This is a genomic window from Maribacter arcticus, from assembly GCF_900167935.1.
Taxonomy (GTDB): domain Bacteria; phylum Bacteroidota; class Bacteroidia; order Flavobacteriales; family Flavobacteriaceae; genus Maribacter; species Maribacter arcticus.
In genome coordinates this window covers 151,235-167,682 of record NZ_FUYL01000008.1, presented here as the reverse complement: position 1 = coordinate 167,682, position 16,448 = coordinate 151,235, and the positions used below count along the sequence as shown (strand labels likewise).

Below are 16,448 nucleotides of genomic sequence, written 5' to 3'. Positions count from 1 at the left end.
TTAATTTTTTAAGGCTTTTTTTATGTTCAATTTTAATGGCAAACTTCTTAATGAAGATGATAAAATTCTAGACGCAAAAAATAGGGGATTGCAATGGGGTGACGCTGTTTATGAAGAACTACGTGTTGTTTCTGGTGAAGTCATCTTTCTAGAAGAACATTATTTAAGACTAATGTCTTCGATGCGGATTCTTCGTATGGAGATTCCTATGAATTTCACCATGGAATTTATGGAAGAAGAAATACTTAAAACTGTCTTAAAGGAAGGTTTAAAAGTAACAAAACGTGTGAAATTCACTGTTTTTAGAAATAGTGAAAATGATGATGCCCTGGCAAATAATAGTATTTCATACATAGTAACAACTTCTATATTGTCAAATCCTTTTTATATTTTAGAAGAGAATGAATATGAAGTAGAGCTTTTTAAAGATTTTTATAAGAATGCTAGCATGCTTTCTAATCTTGATACTACGAATAAAATTCTGAATGTTGTAGGTCGAATTTATGCTCAAGAAAATGATTATAATGACTGCTTGGTTTTAAACGAGCAGAAACAAGTTATAGAGTCTTTAAACGGTAATATCTTTTTAATTCAAAAGAATGTTATAAAAACACCACCATTAACCGATGGATGCTTAAACGGAATTCTAAGAAAAAAAGTGATTGAAATCATTTCAAAACTAGAAGATTATGAATTGCAAGAACTTAGCATTTCACCATTTGAACTTCAAAAAGCGGATGAATTATTTACAATCAATGCTATAGATGGTATAATTTCAATTACGAAATATCGGAAAAAGGTGTACTCAAATTTTGTTGCGAAAAATTTGATAGGTAAATTAAATGCGGCTGCAAGAATGTCTGTAAGTAAAGCTATTTAATTTAAACTAGGATTTTCTGGAGCATTAGACCAAAGCAAATAATCTCCACCTAACTGTATCATGTTTTCTTTCCAAAATGCATTTGCTGCCTTTTGTATAATCCTACTTTCATGTTCGTTTTCAATTACTATCCACGATCTTGAGGATAGTTCTTCGTCAAGTTGTAATGAAGACCAACCTGAATATCCTAAGAAAAATCGTATATCATCCTCAGAAATAATTTCTTTATTGATGAGTTCAACCGTGGTTTCAAAATCTCCTCCCCAATAAATTCCGTCAGAAATTTCTACGCTGTTGTCAATAAGATGTGGCACTTTATGAATGAAGTAAAGATTGTCTTGTTCTACAGGGCCACCATTGTAAACCAGAAATGGCAATTCAATTTCGGTTACTAAATCATTTATTTGATACTCTAAAGGCTTGTTCAAGATGAAACCTACTGAACCTTCATTGCTATGCTCAGCTAACAAAACGACGGATCTATTAAAAGAAACATCACCGGTTAGTGAGGGTTCAGCGATAAGCAATTTGCCTTTAGTTGGTTTTAAAGTGACCATTTATAAAATCAGATTATATACCTAAAGTAAGATAAATCCTCTTAAGTGCAAAAATCATAGAAACAAAAAAGCGCCTTTAAAGGCGCTTTTAAAAATTTATCTATGTAAAATTAGTTTACAGCTTTGCCTAAATCAGCACCTGCTTTAAACTTAACTACATTTTTAGCAGCAATTTGGATAGTTTTTCCAGTTGATGGGTTTCTACCTTCTCTTGCATTTCTTTTAGATACGGACCAAGAACCGAAACCTACCAAAGAAATTCTATCTCCTTTTTTTAGGGAATTTTCAACATTTCCCAAGAAAGATTCCAATGACTTTTTAGCCGCAGCTTTTGTGATGCCAGCATCAGCTGCCATTGCATCGATCAATTCTGTTTTGTTCATAATGTGATTAATTAATTGTGATTAAAAAATTTATACCTAGTAACAAATTTATATGGATTTATGACGAACACAAGTAAAACAAGGGGAAATACCCCATTTTGTTGATAACTCAGCGTGTTTGTTGATAAAGTAGGTGTTTTTTTACAATTCTCGCAGCCCAATGACAACGGGGCTTCACCCCATTTTAGCATTTTCTTCTAGATTTAAGCCATTTAGTACATCTTTAACATGCATTCTTTTTTTTCCTTGAAGCTGTATTTCTTCTAGATTCAAGTACCCATCTTTAACGGCAACTTTCATTTCTTTTTTATTGAAAACTAAGGCCCCGATTTCTAGGTTATGTTGTTCAAGTATTATATTGGCTTTATATATTTTCGTTATAATTTTTGAATTAGCGTTTTCTAAGGTAGTCCATGCTGCAGGGTAGGGGCTTAGACCACGAATAAAGTTATAGATATCTTCAATAGGTTTGCTCCAATCAATTTCGCAAGTTTCTCTATGTATCTTATAGGCAAGTTTTAAATTGTCATGATTAGGTTGCTTTGTTGTTTTGAAATTATCATTCTGAATGCGCTCTACCGTTTTTAAAACTGTTTTTGCGCCCAAATTCATTAAGCGGTCATGTAAATCTTCTGCATTATCGGTTTTTTCTATTGATGTTTCGTCTTGCAGTATGATTGCTCCTGTATCTATTTTCTCATCTATGAAGAAAGTTGTAACACCTGTTTTAGTTTCACCATTAATGATGGCCCAGTTAATAGGTGCTGCGCCACGATACTGCGGTAACAGAGAAGCATGAAGATTAAATGTGCCATATTTTGGCATATTCCATACCACTTTTGGTAACATTCGAAAAGCTACAACAATCTGTAAGTTGGCATTTAAAGATTTTAAGGTTTCTAGAAAGTCGTCATTCTTTAGGTTAGTGGGCTGTAATACATTAATGCCATTATCAACTGCATATTTTTTTACTGCGGATTCATTTAATTTTCTACCTCTACCTGCTGGTCTATCAGGTGCTGTAATTACACCGACTATATTATATTCATTTTTAACAAGTATATCCAAAATGCCTACGGCAAAATCTGGGGTACCCATAAATATGATTCTTAATGTTTCCATGTTATATAAGTTCGTATTCGTTTATAGAATTTAATGTAATGTGATTTTCTTCTAATAATTCCTGTAAGGCAATAATTATTATGTCATGGTTTATATTTAAGCTATCCTGAAGTTCTCTTGAGTTCGCTTTATTAATTTTCAAACACTCGATTATTTTCAATTTTGTGTTTATTACATCAACATCACCTAGTTTGTTTTTAATGCAAACATCGCAAATACCACATACACCTTTTTGAGTTTCTCCAAAATATTGTAATAATTGAACGCTTCTACATATTGTATCATTTTCTATGTAAGCAAGCATTTTAGAAACATTCTCAATTTTAAGTTGATTCTGGTCATCAATAATATTTGCAAACCGATTTATAGTTCGGTCATCATCTCTATGTACTAGGAACAAAATCTCTAAATCGCTAGCAATACTCGTATAATCAATAATATTATCTGTAGCTAGTTGCTTAAAATTTAAATCTATGAGTGACTCTGATATTTGTGTCTTTTTCCCTAATAAATAAGTGTTTATTTGAGTATCAAATTCAAAAAGACCACCATAGGTTCTAAGCACTACTTTTATGAAATTTTCTAGTTTAGGATTTTCGGCAATGTATCTATAAAGCGTTTCTTTGTCAGTTTTAAACTTAATAGTTTGTTTTTTAGAGAAATTCTCAGATAACGAAATAACTGAATTTCGGTCTAAAATTAATAATGCATTATAGGTTAAAAAACTATTCAACTTATATACAGTGCAAAATTCATTAAAATTCAATTGAAATTTTGTTTCGGTAAATTCACCATATCCAATTTGAAAGTAGTTATTCAATTTTAAATATATCTTCTTTATATACGATACATCTGGTAAAACTTCTAAAAACTGCTTTTTAACTAATAATTTATCCGTGGTATTTGTTAATAGAATTGCTTTTGAATAAGCACCATTCCTGCCTACTCTGCCTGCCTCTTGAAAATAATTCTCTACACTGTCAGGTATTTGATAATGGACAACTAGCTCCACATCAGGCTTGTCTATTCCCATGCCAAAAGCATTTGTGGCAACCATAATTTTCACTTTATCTTGTAGCCATAAATTTAGACGTTCAGATTTGGCTTTTTGGTCTATTCCACCATGATAAAAAGTTGCTTTAAGACCATTCTTTAAAAGGTATTTAGATAATTCTTCAGATTTTCTTCTGCTTCTAACATATACAATTGCACTGTTCTTGATTTTTCTACAATACTGTTTAAGGTAATTGTTTTTATCTTCGGTCATAATAACCCCGAAGCCTATATTTTTTCTATAGAACGAATCCTTTTTTATTAAAGGCTGCTGAAGATTAAGAGAGGTGATAATGTCTTCGCTAACTTTTTTGGTCGCAGTTGCCGTTAGCGCTATCATAGGCACTTTTGGGTGTAAATCTCGTAATATAGAACACGTTAAATATGCAGGTCTAAAATCATGACCCCATTGAGAAATACAATGGGCTTCATCGATAACGAATAAAGAAACATTCATTCCTTTAATTCGTTCTTGAACAAGTTCTTGTTGAAGACGTTCTGGAGATAAATATAAAAATTTGTAATTGCCGTAAATACAATTATCAAGTAATTTGTCAACATCACTAAATTTGAGTCCGCCTTTTAAACCTAGAGCTTTTATTCCTCGTTTTTGTAGGTTATCTACTTGATTTTCAATTAATGCGATTAATGGGGAAATGACAATGCAAATACCTTCCTTCATTAAGGCGGGTACTTGAAAGCAAAGAGACTTTCCGCCTCCTGTGGGTAATAATCCCAATACATCTTGATTATTAATAACAGCGTTAATAATCTCTTCTTGTGAGCCTCTAAAACTATCAAAGCCCCAAAATTTTAATAAGATGTCTTTTGGGGTATTATTCACCGATTTTTTCTATAAGGTCAACTACAAATTGCAAACGATTTTCTATCGTGCCAAATGGTATTTCAATTGGTTTGTATCCTAAATCTATATATGTCTTTTCAAGATGCTCATGAATACCACAAGCTTGTTCGAAATTTTCCATACGTTCGTTATCCTGCACGTATATATCTTTCCAAGGTGGTAATATTAGAACTTCGTCATAACGATTTTCAAGACACAAATCATTATATCTTTTTTCAATGGGTTGATTAAAGTAATTCATATAAGCAATGACATCGGGTAAACCTCGATCATAAAACAAATGCATTTTATCAATGTTTTTACCATTTGTAAAATGTTTTAAACGCGCACTTATGAGTTCATCATTAAAACTTTTTGCATCGTCGACAAAATCTATAGGATTTACCAATAACTCATCTACTGGTTTGCCGTTCAATGCATCTAGGGTCATAGTTCTAATCACTTCATGAAAACAGTAAAAACCATTTTCTTCAAGTGATGAAATCAATACAGTTTTACCTGTTCCTGGTCCGCCTGTAATTACAATTCTTTTATTACTCAAACTCATCATTTATATGAGCAAAAGTACGTAAACCAAGAGTATTAAAAAACTGGTTGATTACTCTTATCTTTGTGTAAAATAGAAGTTATGGACGAAAATAACCCAGTAGAGTTTTATAAAAAATTAAAGGAACAATTAGAAGCTACCTCCAAATGGCCATCAAATTATCTATATAAATTCATAGTAAAGAGTGAAACGGATAAGGTTGATAAAATTCATAAAATATTCGATAATATGGGGGCTGTAATTAACTCGAAAAAATCGAAAAACGGGAAATACACAAGCATTTCGATTACAGTAAATTTGAGGGACCCAGATGATGTAATCAAAAAATATAAAGAAGTAGGTGAAATAGAAGGCGTAATCTCCTTGTAAAATAGCATTTCATCTATAATTTTATTAATTTGGCATCGTTATAAGAATACTTCTTCAAAACATTAAGTAAAAAATTTCAATTTGCAATTAGTAGAAAACCTAGAATATAATACAGAACGTTCACATTTAATTATACCAGAGTATGGTCGTCATTTCCAAAAAATGGTAGACCACGCTGTATCTATCGAAGATCCGGTTGAACGAAATAAAGTGGCTCAGGCTATTATTAGCGTAATGGGTAATTTGCAACCCCATTTGCGTGATGTGCCTGATTTTCAACATAAACTTTGGGATCAATTATTTATTATGTCCGATTTTAAATTGGATGTAGAATCACCATTCCCTATAACCTCAAAAGAGATTTTAAGACAAAGACCTGAGGCTTTAGAATACCCTCAGAATTTTCCGAAATATCGATTTTACGGTAATAATATAAAACGGATGGTCGATGTGGCTGTTGAATGGGAGAAAGGCGATAAGCGCTCTGGTTTAGAGTACGCCATTGCCAATCATATGAAAAAATGTTACCTAAATTGGAACAAAGATGTTGTTGATGATTCGGCCATTTTTAAGCATTTATTCGAATTAAGCGATGGTCGTATAGATTTAGCTGCAGAAGGGGAAAGCTTAACGGATAGCGGACAGTTCCTTAAGAATAGAGTTGCTAAAACCCCAAGAGTAACTACAGGTAAGAAAAATCAAAGAAATAATAATACTAACCGCGGTAAAAAACGCTATTAAATTTCCACTTCTCTAGATGGGAACATTCAAAATTGAAGGAGGGCACCAGTTATCTGGTGAAATAACACCTCAAGGAGCAAAGAACGAAGCACTTCAAATACTTTGCGCCGTACTACTGACAGATGAAAAAGTAACAATCAACAACATTCCAGACATTGTTGATGTAAATAAGCTGATATCTCTTTTAGAGGATTTAGGTGTAAAAATTCAGAAAAAAGGCAAAGGATCCTATACGTTTAAGGCAGACGATGTTAATATGGATTATTTACAGTCTGATCAATTTAAGCAAGACGGTAGAGGTCTAAGAGGATCCATAATGCTCGTTGGACCATTATTGGCACGTTTTGGTAAGGGATACATTCCTAAGCCGGGTGGTGATAAAATTGGTAGAAGGCGATTAGACACTCATTTCGAAGGTTTTATAAAACTTGGAGCTAAGTTTCGTTATAATCGTGAAGAATATTTTTACGGTGTAGAGGCAGAGAAGTTAATCGGCACCTACATGTTGTTGGATGAAGCTTCGGTTACTGGTACTGCTAATATTGTTATGGCAGCTGTTTTAGCAGAAGGCCAAACGACAATTTATAATGCGGCATGTGAGCCCTATTTACAGCAGTTATGTAAAATGCTGAATAGAATGGGTGCTAAGATATCTGGTGTTGGATCCAATCTTTTAGTTATTGATGGTGTTGATAAACTGGGTGGTACTGAACACCGAATGCTACCTGATATGATAGAGATTGGTAGCTGGATTGGTTTAGCGGCAATGACCAAAAGTGAACTAACAATTAAAGATGTAAGTTGGGACGATTTAGGTCAAATACCTACCGTATTTAGAAAATTAGGGATAACAGTAGAACGAAGGGGAGACGATATCTTTATTCCTATTCATAAAGATGGATACGAAATACAAAATTATATAGATGGTTCTATTTTAACCATTGCCGATGCACCTTGGCCAGGATTAACACCAGATATATTAAGTATCATGTTGGTAGTTGCGACACAGGCAAGAGGTGAAGTACTTATTCATCAGAAAATGTTTGAAAGTCGTTTGTTTTTCGTGGATAAATTATTAGATATGGGTGCTAAGGTGATACTTTGTGATCCACATAGAGCAACTGTAATAGGTCACGATTTCAAATCTACTCTGAAGGCAACAACAATGACTTCGCCAGATATTAGAGCGGGGGTTTCCTTATTGATTGCTGCATTATCTGCAAAAGGAACTTCAACTATTCATAACATCGAGCAAATTGATCGTGGTTACGAAAATATAGATGAAAGATTACGTGCTATAGGCGCTAAAATTACGAGGTCTTAAATTTATAATAACACGTTACTATAAAAATTAAACTCCATAATAAGGTTCGTAGCCAATTATGGAGTTTTAGTTTTTTTATAGATAATTCTACTTCTTCTCTTTTTGATAAATTGGTATGTAAAGGCACGAATACTAAAAATGTGGAAAGCCATACACCAATAACCAATAAACTACTCGTAATGGTGTAAAAATAAGGGTTAAAATAAACTTGTATACTGCTTGTAATCAATTGCCCGACCATTAGCGGAATTACGATAACAGCGATTCTTTTGGTGTAGATATCGTGCCATTTAAAAAGGTCATCATGTTTGTAATAAGAGAAACTGGGATATATGATTAGTTGTACAATCCATATTAGAACAAATAATCCAGTATCGCAGATTAAACGGATTGTTTCGAGCATTTACTTTTCTACTATTGTTCCGTCAGGATATTTAGCGAATCTACCACGGTTTGTCTCATGAACATGATCAGGATATCTCCATGGCCAGCCTCCAAATTGTGTTAGTCTAAATTCATCCATTGCATTTTGTAACTCTTCATCGGTATTCATAACAAATGGTCCATATTTTGCAACTGGTTCATTTATGGGTTTGCCTTGTAGAATTAATACCTTAGCGTCTTTGTCATTAGCATTTAACTTTATTTCTTTTGATGCTTCTACTTCTATGCCGTGATTTAGCTGAATACTTTCCCCTGAAATTTCGATTGTACTGCCTTCGTAAAAGTATATCGTTCGAATTGTGCCTTTCTCTGCTTTTGGTAATGTAATCGACCCATTCACATGTATATGAATAAGCCATACAGCAACTTCATTCTCATTATCTGCCGCCCAAGAATCTGGTGCTGGTTTTGGAGCATTGTGCTTTTTAAAATTACCTGCGATGATTTTTACTGTGCTCTCGTCTAATTCTAATACAGGAATATCTTCGTGCCAAAGCATTTTAAAATGTGGGTCAACAAACTTACTTTTTTGTGGCAAGTTTAACCAAATTTGAAAAAGTTCTAAGGTGTTTTCCTTTTCTGTATGTAGTAATGGAAACATTTCAGAGTGTTGAACACCACTTCCTGCTGTCATCCATTGAACATCTCCTTCACCAAAACGGCCAGCAGCACCTAAAGAATCTGAGTGATCACAGAAACCTTTATTTGCAATGGTTATAGTTTCAAAACCACGATGAGGATGTGCGGGAAACCCGGGAATAGTTGTTCCATGATACATTCGCCAGCCATCTTTTACCGTAAAATCATTACCAAGATTTCTACCTTGTAAAGAATCAGCAGGCCCAAGTTCTCCATTACCTTTTGGGTAGTGATCTAAATGGTAAACACAAAATAGAAATGGATCTTGGGTTTGCCATGGGAAATCTAACTTGAATATGTTTTTAATTTCATCTATCATAATGCGCTAAAATTTGAAATGTGCAAAAAATTAATGCACTGCATTATTAATTTCTACCCAATTGTTTTCTGGGTCTTTTACGTAAATCTGACGAACACCATCGGCCCTTAATGTAACAGTATTCTCTTTACCTGGCCAATCCCAATATGGGACGTTTTTTTCTTCTAAATAAGCAATAAGTTCGTCTAGTTTCTGCGTTGCTAAACATAGATGAACACTTTTACTATGCTCCATCGCAACACTATCTTTGCCAATTAAATGTAATTGTGAATTTCCTTGAATTACAAACCATTTAAACCCTGATGGCGCAGAAGGGTGTGGTATTTCCTTTAAGTTCAATATGTCTTTGTAAAAGGCACCTACCTTATCTAAATCTTTTACAATTAATGAATAATGGTCATATTGAAAATCAAAAGACTGTGCAGATATGAATGAACCCGAAATAAAAATAAGTAGTAGTACTATTTTTTTCATTTTAAAAGTGTGATTTTTTGAACATTGAAGTTACTCAAAAATGAAAGAAGCTATCGATTAAGATAGCTTCTTTTTATTTACTTTATTATTTATCATTTAATGGTGGTGGGCCTTCGATCATTGGTTCATAAACTTCGTCACCTTTACGTGTTTTGAATTCCTCTTTTACTTTAGTAACTAATTTCGGGTTTTGGAAAAGATCTAACATGGTCATAGCCATCGCTTTTGATGCATGTATCATTCCCTTATGTCCAATTGACATACCACCACAAGCTACAACTGCCCATGAATGCCAAGGTGTTCCTGCAGGGGCTACGGACACTCCTAAGTTGATATTTGGAACATTCCAACTTACATCACCTACATCGGTAGAGCCTCCACCTGGATTTTCTTCTGTCTCTTTTAATGGGTGTACAATACCATCCATACCTATTTCAGGTTTCCCCGTTGCTTTCTGAATCGCTTTTCCAAAAACAGTTTCTTCTTCGGTATAGGTTATAGGACCTAGCAATTCTAAGTTATTTTGCATGATTTCACCGCCAGAGCGATTTACCAACGTTTCATAGATACCAGAAACCAATGAAATTTTATAATCTACATTGGCCATAATAGCCGCTCCTTCTGCCATTTCCTTTACGCGTTCGTAGGTTGGTAGCATTTTAGACCTTTTAGGATCTCTAACACGAACCCAAAGTTTTGCATAATCTGGCACCACATTTACTACTTGTCCGGCATCTTGTATGTGGTAATGAATACGAGAAGTTGGTAAAATGTGTTCTCTGTAATAATTTATTCCTGTCGTGTATAACTCTAATGCATCTGAAGCGCTACGCCCATTCCATGGATCCATAGAGGCATGTGCAGACTGACCATAAAATTCAACGATAAAATCAATTAAAGATAATCCGCTTTGAACATCTGCTTCTATACTAGCGGATGGATGCCAACTTACATTTACATCTACATCATCCCACAATCCTGCTTTTACCATCCAAACCTTTGCAAAATATTTTTCCTCTGCTGGTGTTCCTAAGAATTTTACAGTACCGGTAATCTTTCCAGCATCCATTAATTCTTTTATGGCAATTGCCGAACCAAGACTTGCAGTACCAAACATATTATGACCACAACCATGACCCGCTGCACCTTCTTTAAATGGTTCTTTTATGGGGGAAGTTTTTTGAGAAATACCAGGTAGTGCATCAAATTCACCAAGAATACTAATTACAGGACTTCCAGAGCCATAAGTAGCAGTAAATGCGGTCGGAATATCAGCAACTCCCCTTGTAACGGTTAGTCCGTTCTTTTCCGCATAATCAGCTAAAATTCGTGAAGACTCTGTTTCGTCAAAGGCAGTTTCTGCCAATGTCCAAATAGAATCACTTATTTTAATAAGTTCTTCTTTATGTTTTTCAATAGAAGAAATTAATAGGTTTTTGTCCTTGCTCATTTTCTGAGAAAAAACTGAAGCACTCATGCACAAACAGAGGGCCATTAATAATGTTTTTTTCATTTTAGGTAGTGTTGGTTATTAATTTTCTCTAATTCTTTATAGAAGTAGAGCATTTTAAAAAGATAATAGTAAATATACCATTTTACACTGTTTAATTAAAGTTACGTGTTTGCATTCATACCAGTGTTTATGAACAGACATGGAATGTTAGATTCATTTGAGGTTGATTATAATATGTATCGAATGAAAACTTAGGATTTATATAATTTTAGATCTCATTTTTCGTTTATAATCAAATCGTTATGTTTTAAAATTTTTGAATTATGAAAAATCTAGTTTTCAAACTGCTCTTAATTTTCGCATCATTTTCAATTATTGCCTGTAGTTCAACGAATAGACTAACGATGGGCATAACCCAACCAGCTCAGGTTTCGATATCATCAGATGTTTCCAGTATCGGTATCATAAATAGGAGCACCGCATCTGAAAAGAATAAAGTAGTCGATAAAATAGATAAGGTTTTATCCTTAGAAGGTCTTAATCTGGATAAGGAAGGAGCACAAAATGCAATTCTAGGACTTAGTTATGAGCTAGAACGCGGTAACCGTTTTGAATCCGTTAAAATTATTGAAGGTCAAAAAGATTTTGAAAAAGGTTTAGGCGTTTTTCCTTCTGCTCTTTCATGGGAAATAGTAGACCAAATTTGTCAGGAAAATGGAGTTGATGTTTTGTTTTCTCTTGAATTTTATGATACAGATACAGCAGTAGATTATGAAATAATAATGGTAAGGATACCAAACAATTTAGGAATAGTAGCAGAAGTACCTGGGCATAGAATTAAATTAAATACCGTTATAAAAAATGGATGGCGTGTGTATGATCCTGCAAATAGAACTATTGTTGATGAATATATTTCAAATGATCAAATCTATTCTAAAGGTGAGGGAATAAACCCTATAAAGGCTTTTGAGGCCGTAATTGGTCGAAAAGAGGCCGTGTTGGATGTAAGTACCAATTTGGGCTCTAATTACGCCTCATTTACTAAACCAGAACGTATTCGTATAGCTAGAGATTACTTCGTAAGAGGAAGTTCTAATTTTAAGATTGCGAAAAGACGTGCACTAACTGGAAATTGGGACGGTGCAGCAGAATTATGGAATGCGGAATTGAACAATCCTAATTTAAAAGTAGCAGGTAGAGCCTATTACAATATGGCCATTAGTAATGAAATTAATGGAAACCTAATTAAAGCGATTGAATTTGCATCAAAAGCCTATGCCGATTATGGTAATAAGGAAGGATTGCGTTATGTGAATATGCTTAAAAGAAGGGTAGTGAACCAACAAGAACTGGAAAGGCAGCTCGCAAAATAAAGGTTAATTTAAAGCCTGTTTGTAGGTTTCTAAACATCGTTCTCTAGCCATTTTATGGTCTACCATTTTAACTGGATATTCATCTGTATTGTATTCTGATATCCATTTTTTAATGTATTCTTTATTCTTATCAAATTTATCGACTTGGGTCATTGGGTTGAAAATTCTAAAATAAGGAGCCGCGTCAACACCACTACCGGCAGCCCATTGCCAATTCCCTACATTTGAGCTCATTTCGTAATCCAATAATTTTTCGGCAAAATAAGTTTCTCCCCACCGCCAGTCAATTAACAAATGTTTGCAAAGAAAACTTGCGACCAACATACGCACTCTATTATGCATGTATCCTGTTGCATTCAATTCTCGCATTCCTGCATCTACCAATAAATAGCCTGTTTGCCCATTTTTCCATTTTTCAAACTCTGCTTCATTATTTCTCCAATCAATACGGTCATATTTAGCTCTAAAAGCATGATCCACCGTATGGGGAAAATGCCATAAAATTGACATAAAGAATTCCCTCCAAATTAATTCGCTCCAGAACACTTCGTTTTCTTCTGCAATAGCCTTTTTCATCATTTTACGGACAGAAACAGTACCGAAACGTAAATGTGGACCTAAGCGAGAAGTTCCATTTTTTATAGCAGGATAATTACGGGTGTCCTCATAATTGTCTATTAGGGTTGGTGTTACATCATATTCTGGTACTTCAATATCAGATTTCGTAAAACCAAGGTCGCTTAAGGACAAGTTTGGAAGGTGGGTATTTTCTATTAAATTTGATAGATATTGACTTGTATAATGAATCTTTAAATCATTGTCAGCATCAAAACACTCTTTCCATTTATTTTTATATGGAGTGTAGACAACATAGGGATCGCCATCACCTTTAACGATATCCGATTTTTCAAAAATCACTTGATCTTTGAACGTTTTAAATGTAATATTCCTTTCAAGAGAAAATGATGCTATCTGCGAATCTCTTTTTTTTGCATAAGGTTCATAATCTCTATTTGTAAATATATTTTTTACCGAATAATCTTCAGTAATACTTTTTAAAATATCAAATGGTTTGCCATAGTACATGGCTAAAGAACAGTCGTTTTCCTCTTGTAGTTTTTTGCGCATTGCCTGTAACGTGTTATAAAGAAAAGTTACACGAGCGTCATCTTTTGGCAGTTTAGATAATATTTCTTTATCAAAAATAAAAATAGGAAGCACAGGAAAGCCACTTTTTAATGCTTCTAAAAATCCTAGATTATCATCTAACCTAAGATCTCTTCTAAACCAGAAAATCGATATCTCTTTTTTTGACATTTAGTTTATGTTTAATGTGGAAAGACCACCATCGACACCGAGAATCTGTCCTGTGATCCATGTACTTTTATCACTCAATAAAAATACTGCACTATTGGATATATCTTCTGAATTACCTACCCTTTTTAGCGGATGACGTTCACTCATCATATCTCTTTTCTTATCGTTGTTTAATAATCTCTTGGCTAAAGGAGTATCAACTAAAGAAGGGGCAATTACGTTAACTCTTATTCTTGGGGCATATTCGGCTGCCATAGACTTTGCAAAACCTTCAATGGCACCCTTTGCTGCAGCTACACTTGTATGAAATGGCATGCCTGTACCGACGGCAATAGTACTGAAGAATACCATACTAGAGCCTTCGTCCATTCTAGATATTATGGCTTTTACCACTTTTACCAATGAAAAAAAATTGAGTTCCATATCTTCTTTAAAAGTGTCTAGCCCCATCATTTTAAATGGTTTTAGATTGATGCTGCCAGGGCAATAGACAAATCCATCCAACTTTTCTGGAAGTTTAGTTACATCTAATTCGTCTTTGGTAGCATCAAATTCAATATGTACAATGTTATTATGTGACAATGACTCATCTGTTCGTGAGGCAACGAATAATTTATGTGTTTCTTGAAGTTCTTTTACGATAGAAAGACCAATGCCATGTGATCCACCAATAAGGAGTATATTTTTCATTTAAAATGATTTTAAGGTTAGTTCATTTGGAACATTTTTAAGATTTCCAAAAAGTTCGATAAGCTTTCGTTCTCGATGTTTAAAAATTTCGATAAGCTGTTTTTTTACAATTAATGGATGTGCTAATTGTCCCAAAATGCCAAATGGAATTTTATAATCGATTATGTCTTCCATTTCTACGCCTCCATCAATTTCTTTTATAAAGTGTTTATGATGCCAAAGTGCGTAGGGGCCGAAGCGTTGCTCATCGACAAAGTAATTACCTTCATTTACATGTGTAATTTCAGTTACCCATTTGGTAGTATAACCAGGAAAGGGTGAAACTTTATATTGTATAATTTGGCCAGGAAACATAGGTCTATCTATACCAGATAAAATATGAAACCCCATATGTTCAGGGGTAATTACTTTTAAATTCGCAGGATTAGATAGAAAATCCCAAGCTTCTTTCTTGGATATGGGTAAAGCCTGTTTAGAATGTAATTGATATAGTTTCATATATTAAATTTCAACAAATATAGAACCAAATTTTGTCTAACCAGAAATAATAATAGTTAAACAATATCTAAATTAAGCTTTAGGTGGGACTCTAATAATTGACTTTAACGAATAAAATATATTTAGGTCGCTTATATATACGTATCTATCTTTTTTGTAGTTTATTTGACTGTTATGAAAAATCATATTCAAAAGCTAAGTTTTGCCATACTATTCTTTTTAGCGGTTGGTCTACAAGCACAAGAGAAACTACAAACCCGTGGGCAGCTTCCTGATGAAGTTTTTGAAACTTCGGGTTTGATATTTTTTAATGAAAGTCTAATTACGCATAATGATTCTGGTAATGAACCAATATTATATGAGTTAGATACTTTAAACCTATCTATTAAAAGAAGGATTACTATTTCTAATGTCGATAATATAGATTGGGAAGCAATAACGCAAGATGAAGAGTATATATATATAGGCGATTTTGGTAATAATCTAGGTACACGTGTAGATTTAGCGATACACCGAATTTCTAAGGAAGATTTTATATCATTTGATGCTGTAGAAGCAACTTCAATTAACTTTTCTTATGAAGACCAAGAAGATTTTACCAATAACGGTAATAGTGATTGGGATGCTGAAGCTTTTTTTATTTTAAACAATCAGTTTGTCATTTTAACTAAACAATGGAAGTCTTTTGGTTCTGTTGCGTATACACTACCTATAACACCGGGCATTCACGAGGCAAATAGAGTAGGAGCCATTGCAGACGTTGGCCTTGTTACTGATGTAACTTATGATGTTGCAACCAATAGGTTGGTGCTTATGGGGTACTCAACTATTTTGAGTCCTTTTATTGGTATTGTTGAAGATTTAAATTTAGAATCTCCTTTTGACGGATACATACAACAAAATCTCGGTTTAAATTTTGTTCAAGCTGAAGGAATAACTCAAATTAATTCAACTAATTACTTTTTTACATCCGAGTATTATTCTAGACAAAGCCCTACAATTGAATCAATATCTAGATTATTTTCTTTTCAAATTTTAGCGGATGAACCTGAGATCCCTGAAGAGCCTGAGGTACCCGTAACCCCAGAGACACCAGAAGAAACTGAGAATCCTGAGCCAGAAAACGCAGAAGGAAATGACATGTTGGTTATTTTTAAAGATAACTCTACAAACCAATATCACTATTCTCTTTCAACCAATAAGGAGATATACGGTCAAATTATTTATGATGTTTCGGGTAGACTGGTTTGGCAAAATTTGGGGAATATTGAAAAGAAAGGAACCATATCTCAACATTTAGAATCGTCAATCTATTATTTGACCTTATATCTTGAAGATGGAATAATTGCTAAACCTTTTGCGGTCTATCAATAGTAAGACCTTCAGGTATTTAAGAATTT

At 33.8% G+C, this 16,448-nt stretch carries 17 protein-coding genes; 6 read left to right on the top strand and 11 right to left on the bottom strand.

Features of this window, described 5'->3' with window-relative positions; genetic code table 11:
- The first annotated feature begins 22 nt into the window (after positions 1-22).
- A complete protein-coding gene (locus tag B5X55_RS13430) occupies positions 23-880 on the top strand; it encodes an aminotransferase class IV (protein ID WP_079513147.1) in 858 nt (285 codons plus the stop codon).
- Here B5X55_RS13430 and B5X55_RS13425 read toward each other — a convergent pair.
- The 5 genes from B5X55_RS13425 to B5X55_RS13405 form a co-directional block, all read right to left on the bottom strand.
- The gene (locus tag B5X55_RS13425; protein WP_079513146.1) at positions 877-1,437 is read right to left on the bottom strand and encodes a YqgE/AlgH family protein; all 561 of its coding nucleotides are present in this window, start codon (positions 1,435-1,437) and stop codon (positions 877-879) included. The two genes, B5X55_RS13430 and B5X55_RS13425, sit on opposite strands and share 4 nt — an antisense overlap.
- Before the next feature lie 110 nt (positions 1,438-1,547).
- Positions 1,548-1,820 carry an HU family DNA-binding protein gene (locus B5X55_RS13420; RefSeq protein ID WP_027066835.1) on the bottom strand — a complete coding sequence of 91 codons (273 nt, stop codon included), beginning with the start codon at positions 1,818-1,820 and terminating at the stop codon, positions 1,548-1,550.
- 174 nt (positions 1,821-1,994) lie between these two features.
- Positions 1,995-2,942 carry a methionyl-tRNA formyltransferase gene (gene fmt / locus B5X55_RS13415; RefSeq protein ID WP_079513145.1) on the bottom strand — a complete coding sequence of 316 codons (948 nt, stop codon included), beginning with the start codon at positions 2,940-2,942 and terminating at the stop codon, positions 1,995-1,997.
- Position 2,943: 1 nt separating this feature from the next.
- Entirely contained in the window at positions 2,944-4,839 is a 1,896-nt protein-coding gene (locus B5X55_RS13410; protein WP_079513144.1) for a RecQ family ATP-dependent DNA helicase, read from the bottom strand.
- Positions 4,832-5,401 carry an AAA family ATPase gene (locus B5X55_RS13405; protein ID WP_159447548.1) on the bottom strand — a complete coding sequence of 190 codons (570 nt, stop codon included), beginning with the start codon at positions 5,399-5,401 and terminating at the stop codon, positions 4,832-4,834. The genes B5X55_RS13410 and B5X55_RS13405 overlap by 8 nt, the downstream gene beginning before the upstream one ends.
- A gap of 87 nt (positions 5,402-5,488) precedes the next feature.
- Between B5X55_RS13405 and B5X55_RS13400 the strand changes: the two genes are divergently transcribed.
- From B5X55_RS13400 to murA, 3 genes are all read left to right on the top strand, one after another.
- Positions 5,489-5,776, top strand: coding sequence for a DUF493 family protein (locus B5X55_RS13400; RefSeq protein WP_079513142.1), 288 nt, complete (start codon positions 5,489-5,491; stop codon positions 5,774-5,776).
- A gap of 81 nt (positions 5,777-5,857) precedes the next feature.
- Complete coding sequence (locus tag B5X55_RS13395) at positions 5,858-6,517, top strand: DUF4290 domain-containing protein (protein WP_079513141.1); 660 nt, start codon at positions 5,858-5,860, stop codon at positions 6,515-6,517.
- Between the two features lie 16 nt (positions 6,518-6,533).
- The gene (gene murA / locus B5X55_RS13390; RefSeq protein WP_079513140.1) at positions 6,534-7,841 is read left to right on the top strand and encodes a UDP-N-acetylglucosamine 1-carboxyvinyltransferase; all 1,308 of its coding nucleotides are present in this window, start codon (positions 6,534-6,536) and stop codon (positions 7,839-7,841) included.
- Positions 7,842-8,244: 403 nt separating this feature from the next.
- Here the strand turns inward: murA and B5X55_RS13380 are convergent, their stop codons facing one another.
- From B5X55_RS13380 to B5X55_RS13370, 3 genes are all read right to left on the bottom strand, one after another.
- A complete protein-coding gene (locus tag B5X55_RS13380) occupies positions 8,245-9,243 on the bottom strand; it encodes a pirin family protein (protein ID WP_079513138.1) in 999 nt (332 codons plus the stop codon).
- A gap of 30 nt (positions 9,244-9,273) precedes the next feature.
- The gene (locus tag B5X55_RS13375; RefSeq protein ID WP_079513137.1) at positions 9,274-9,717 is read right to left on the bottom strand and encodes a VOC family protein; all 444 of its coding nucleotides are present in this window, start codon (positions 9,715-9,717) and stop codon (positions 9,274-9,276) included.
- Positions 9,718-9,802: 85 nt separating this feature from the next.
- Entirely contained in the window at positions 9,803-11,230 is a 1,428-nt protein-coding gene (locus tag B5X55_RS13370; RefSeq protein WP_079513136.1) for an amidohydrolase, read from the bottom strand.
- A gap of 263 nt (positions 11,231-11,493) precedes the next feature.
- Here B5X55_RS13370 and B5X55_RS13365 point away from each other — a divergent pair, with 263 nt between their 5' ends.
- Entirely contained in the window at positions 11,494-12,543 is a 1,050-nt protein-coding gene (locus B5X55_RS13365) for a DUF6340 family protein (RefSeq protein ID WP_079513135.1), read from the top strand.
- Positions 12,544-12,546: 3 nt separating this feature from the next.
- Here the strand turns inward: B5X55_RS13365 and B5X55_RS13360 are convergent, their stop codons facing one another.
- From B5X55_RS13360 to B5X55_RS13350, 3 genes are read right to left on the bottom strand one after another with little or no spacing between them, the layout of a single operon-like run.
- On the bottom strand, positions 12,547-13,860 hold the full coding sequence (locus tag B5X55_RS13360; protein ID WP_079513134.1) for a cryptochrome/photolyase family protein: 1,314 nt from the start codon (positions 13,858-13,860) through the stop codon (positions 12,547-12,549).
- On the bottom strand, positions 13,861-14,550 hold the full coding sequence (locus B5X55_RS13355; protein WP_079513133.1) for an SDR family NAD(P)-dependent oxidoreductase: 690 nt from the start codon (positions 14,548-14,550) through the stop codon (positions 13,861-13,863).
- A complete protein-coding gene (locus B5X55_RS13350) occupies positions 14,551-15,048 on the bottom strand; it encodes an SRPBCC family protein (RefSeq protein ID WP_079513132.1) in 498 nt (165 codons plus the stop codon). It abuts the gene before it with no gap.
- A gap of 174 nt (positions 15,049-15,222) precedes the next feature.
- On the opposite strand from B5X55_RS13350, the gene B5X55_RS13345 reads away from it, so the two are divergent.
- Complete coding sequence (locus B5X55_RS13345; protein WP_079513131.1) at positions 15,223-16,422, top strand: YjiK family protein; 1,200 nt, start codon at positions 15,223-15,225, stop codon at positions 16,420-16,422.
- Positions 16,423-16,448: the final 26 nt, after the last annotated feature.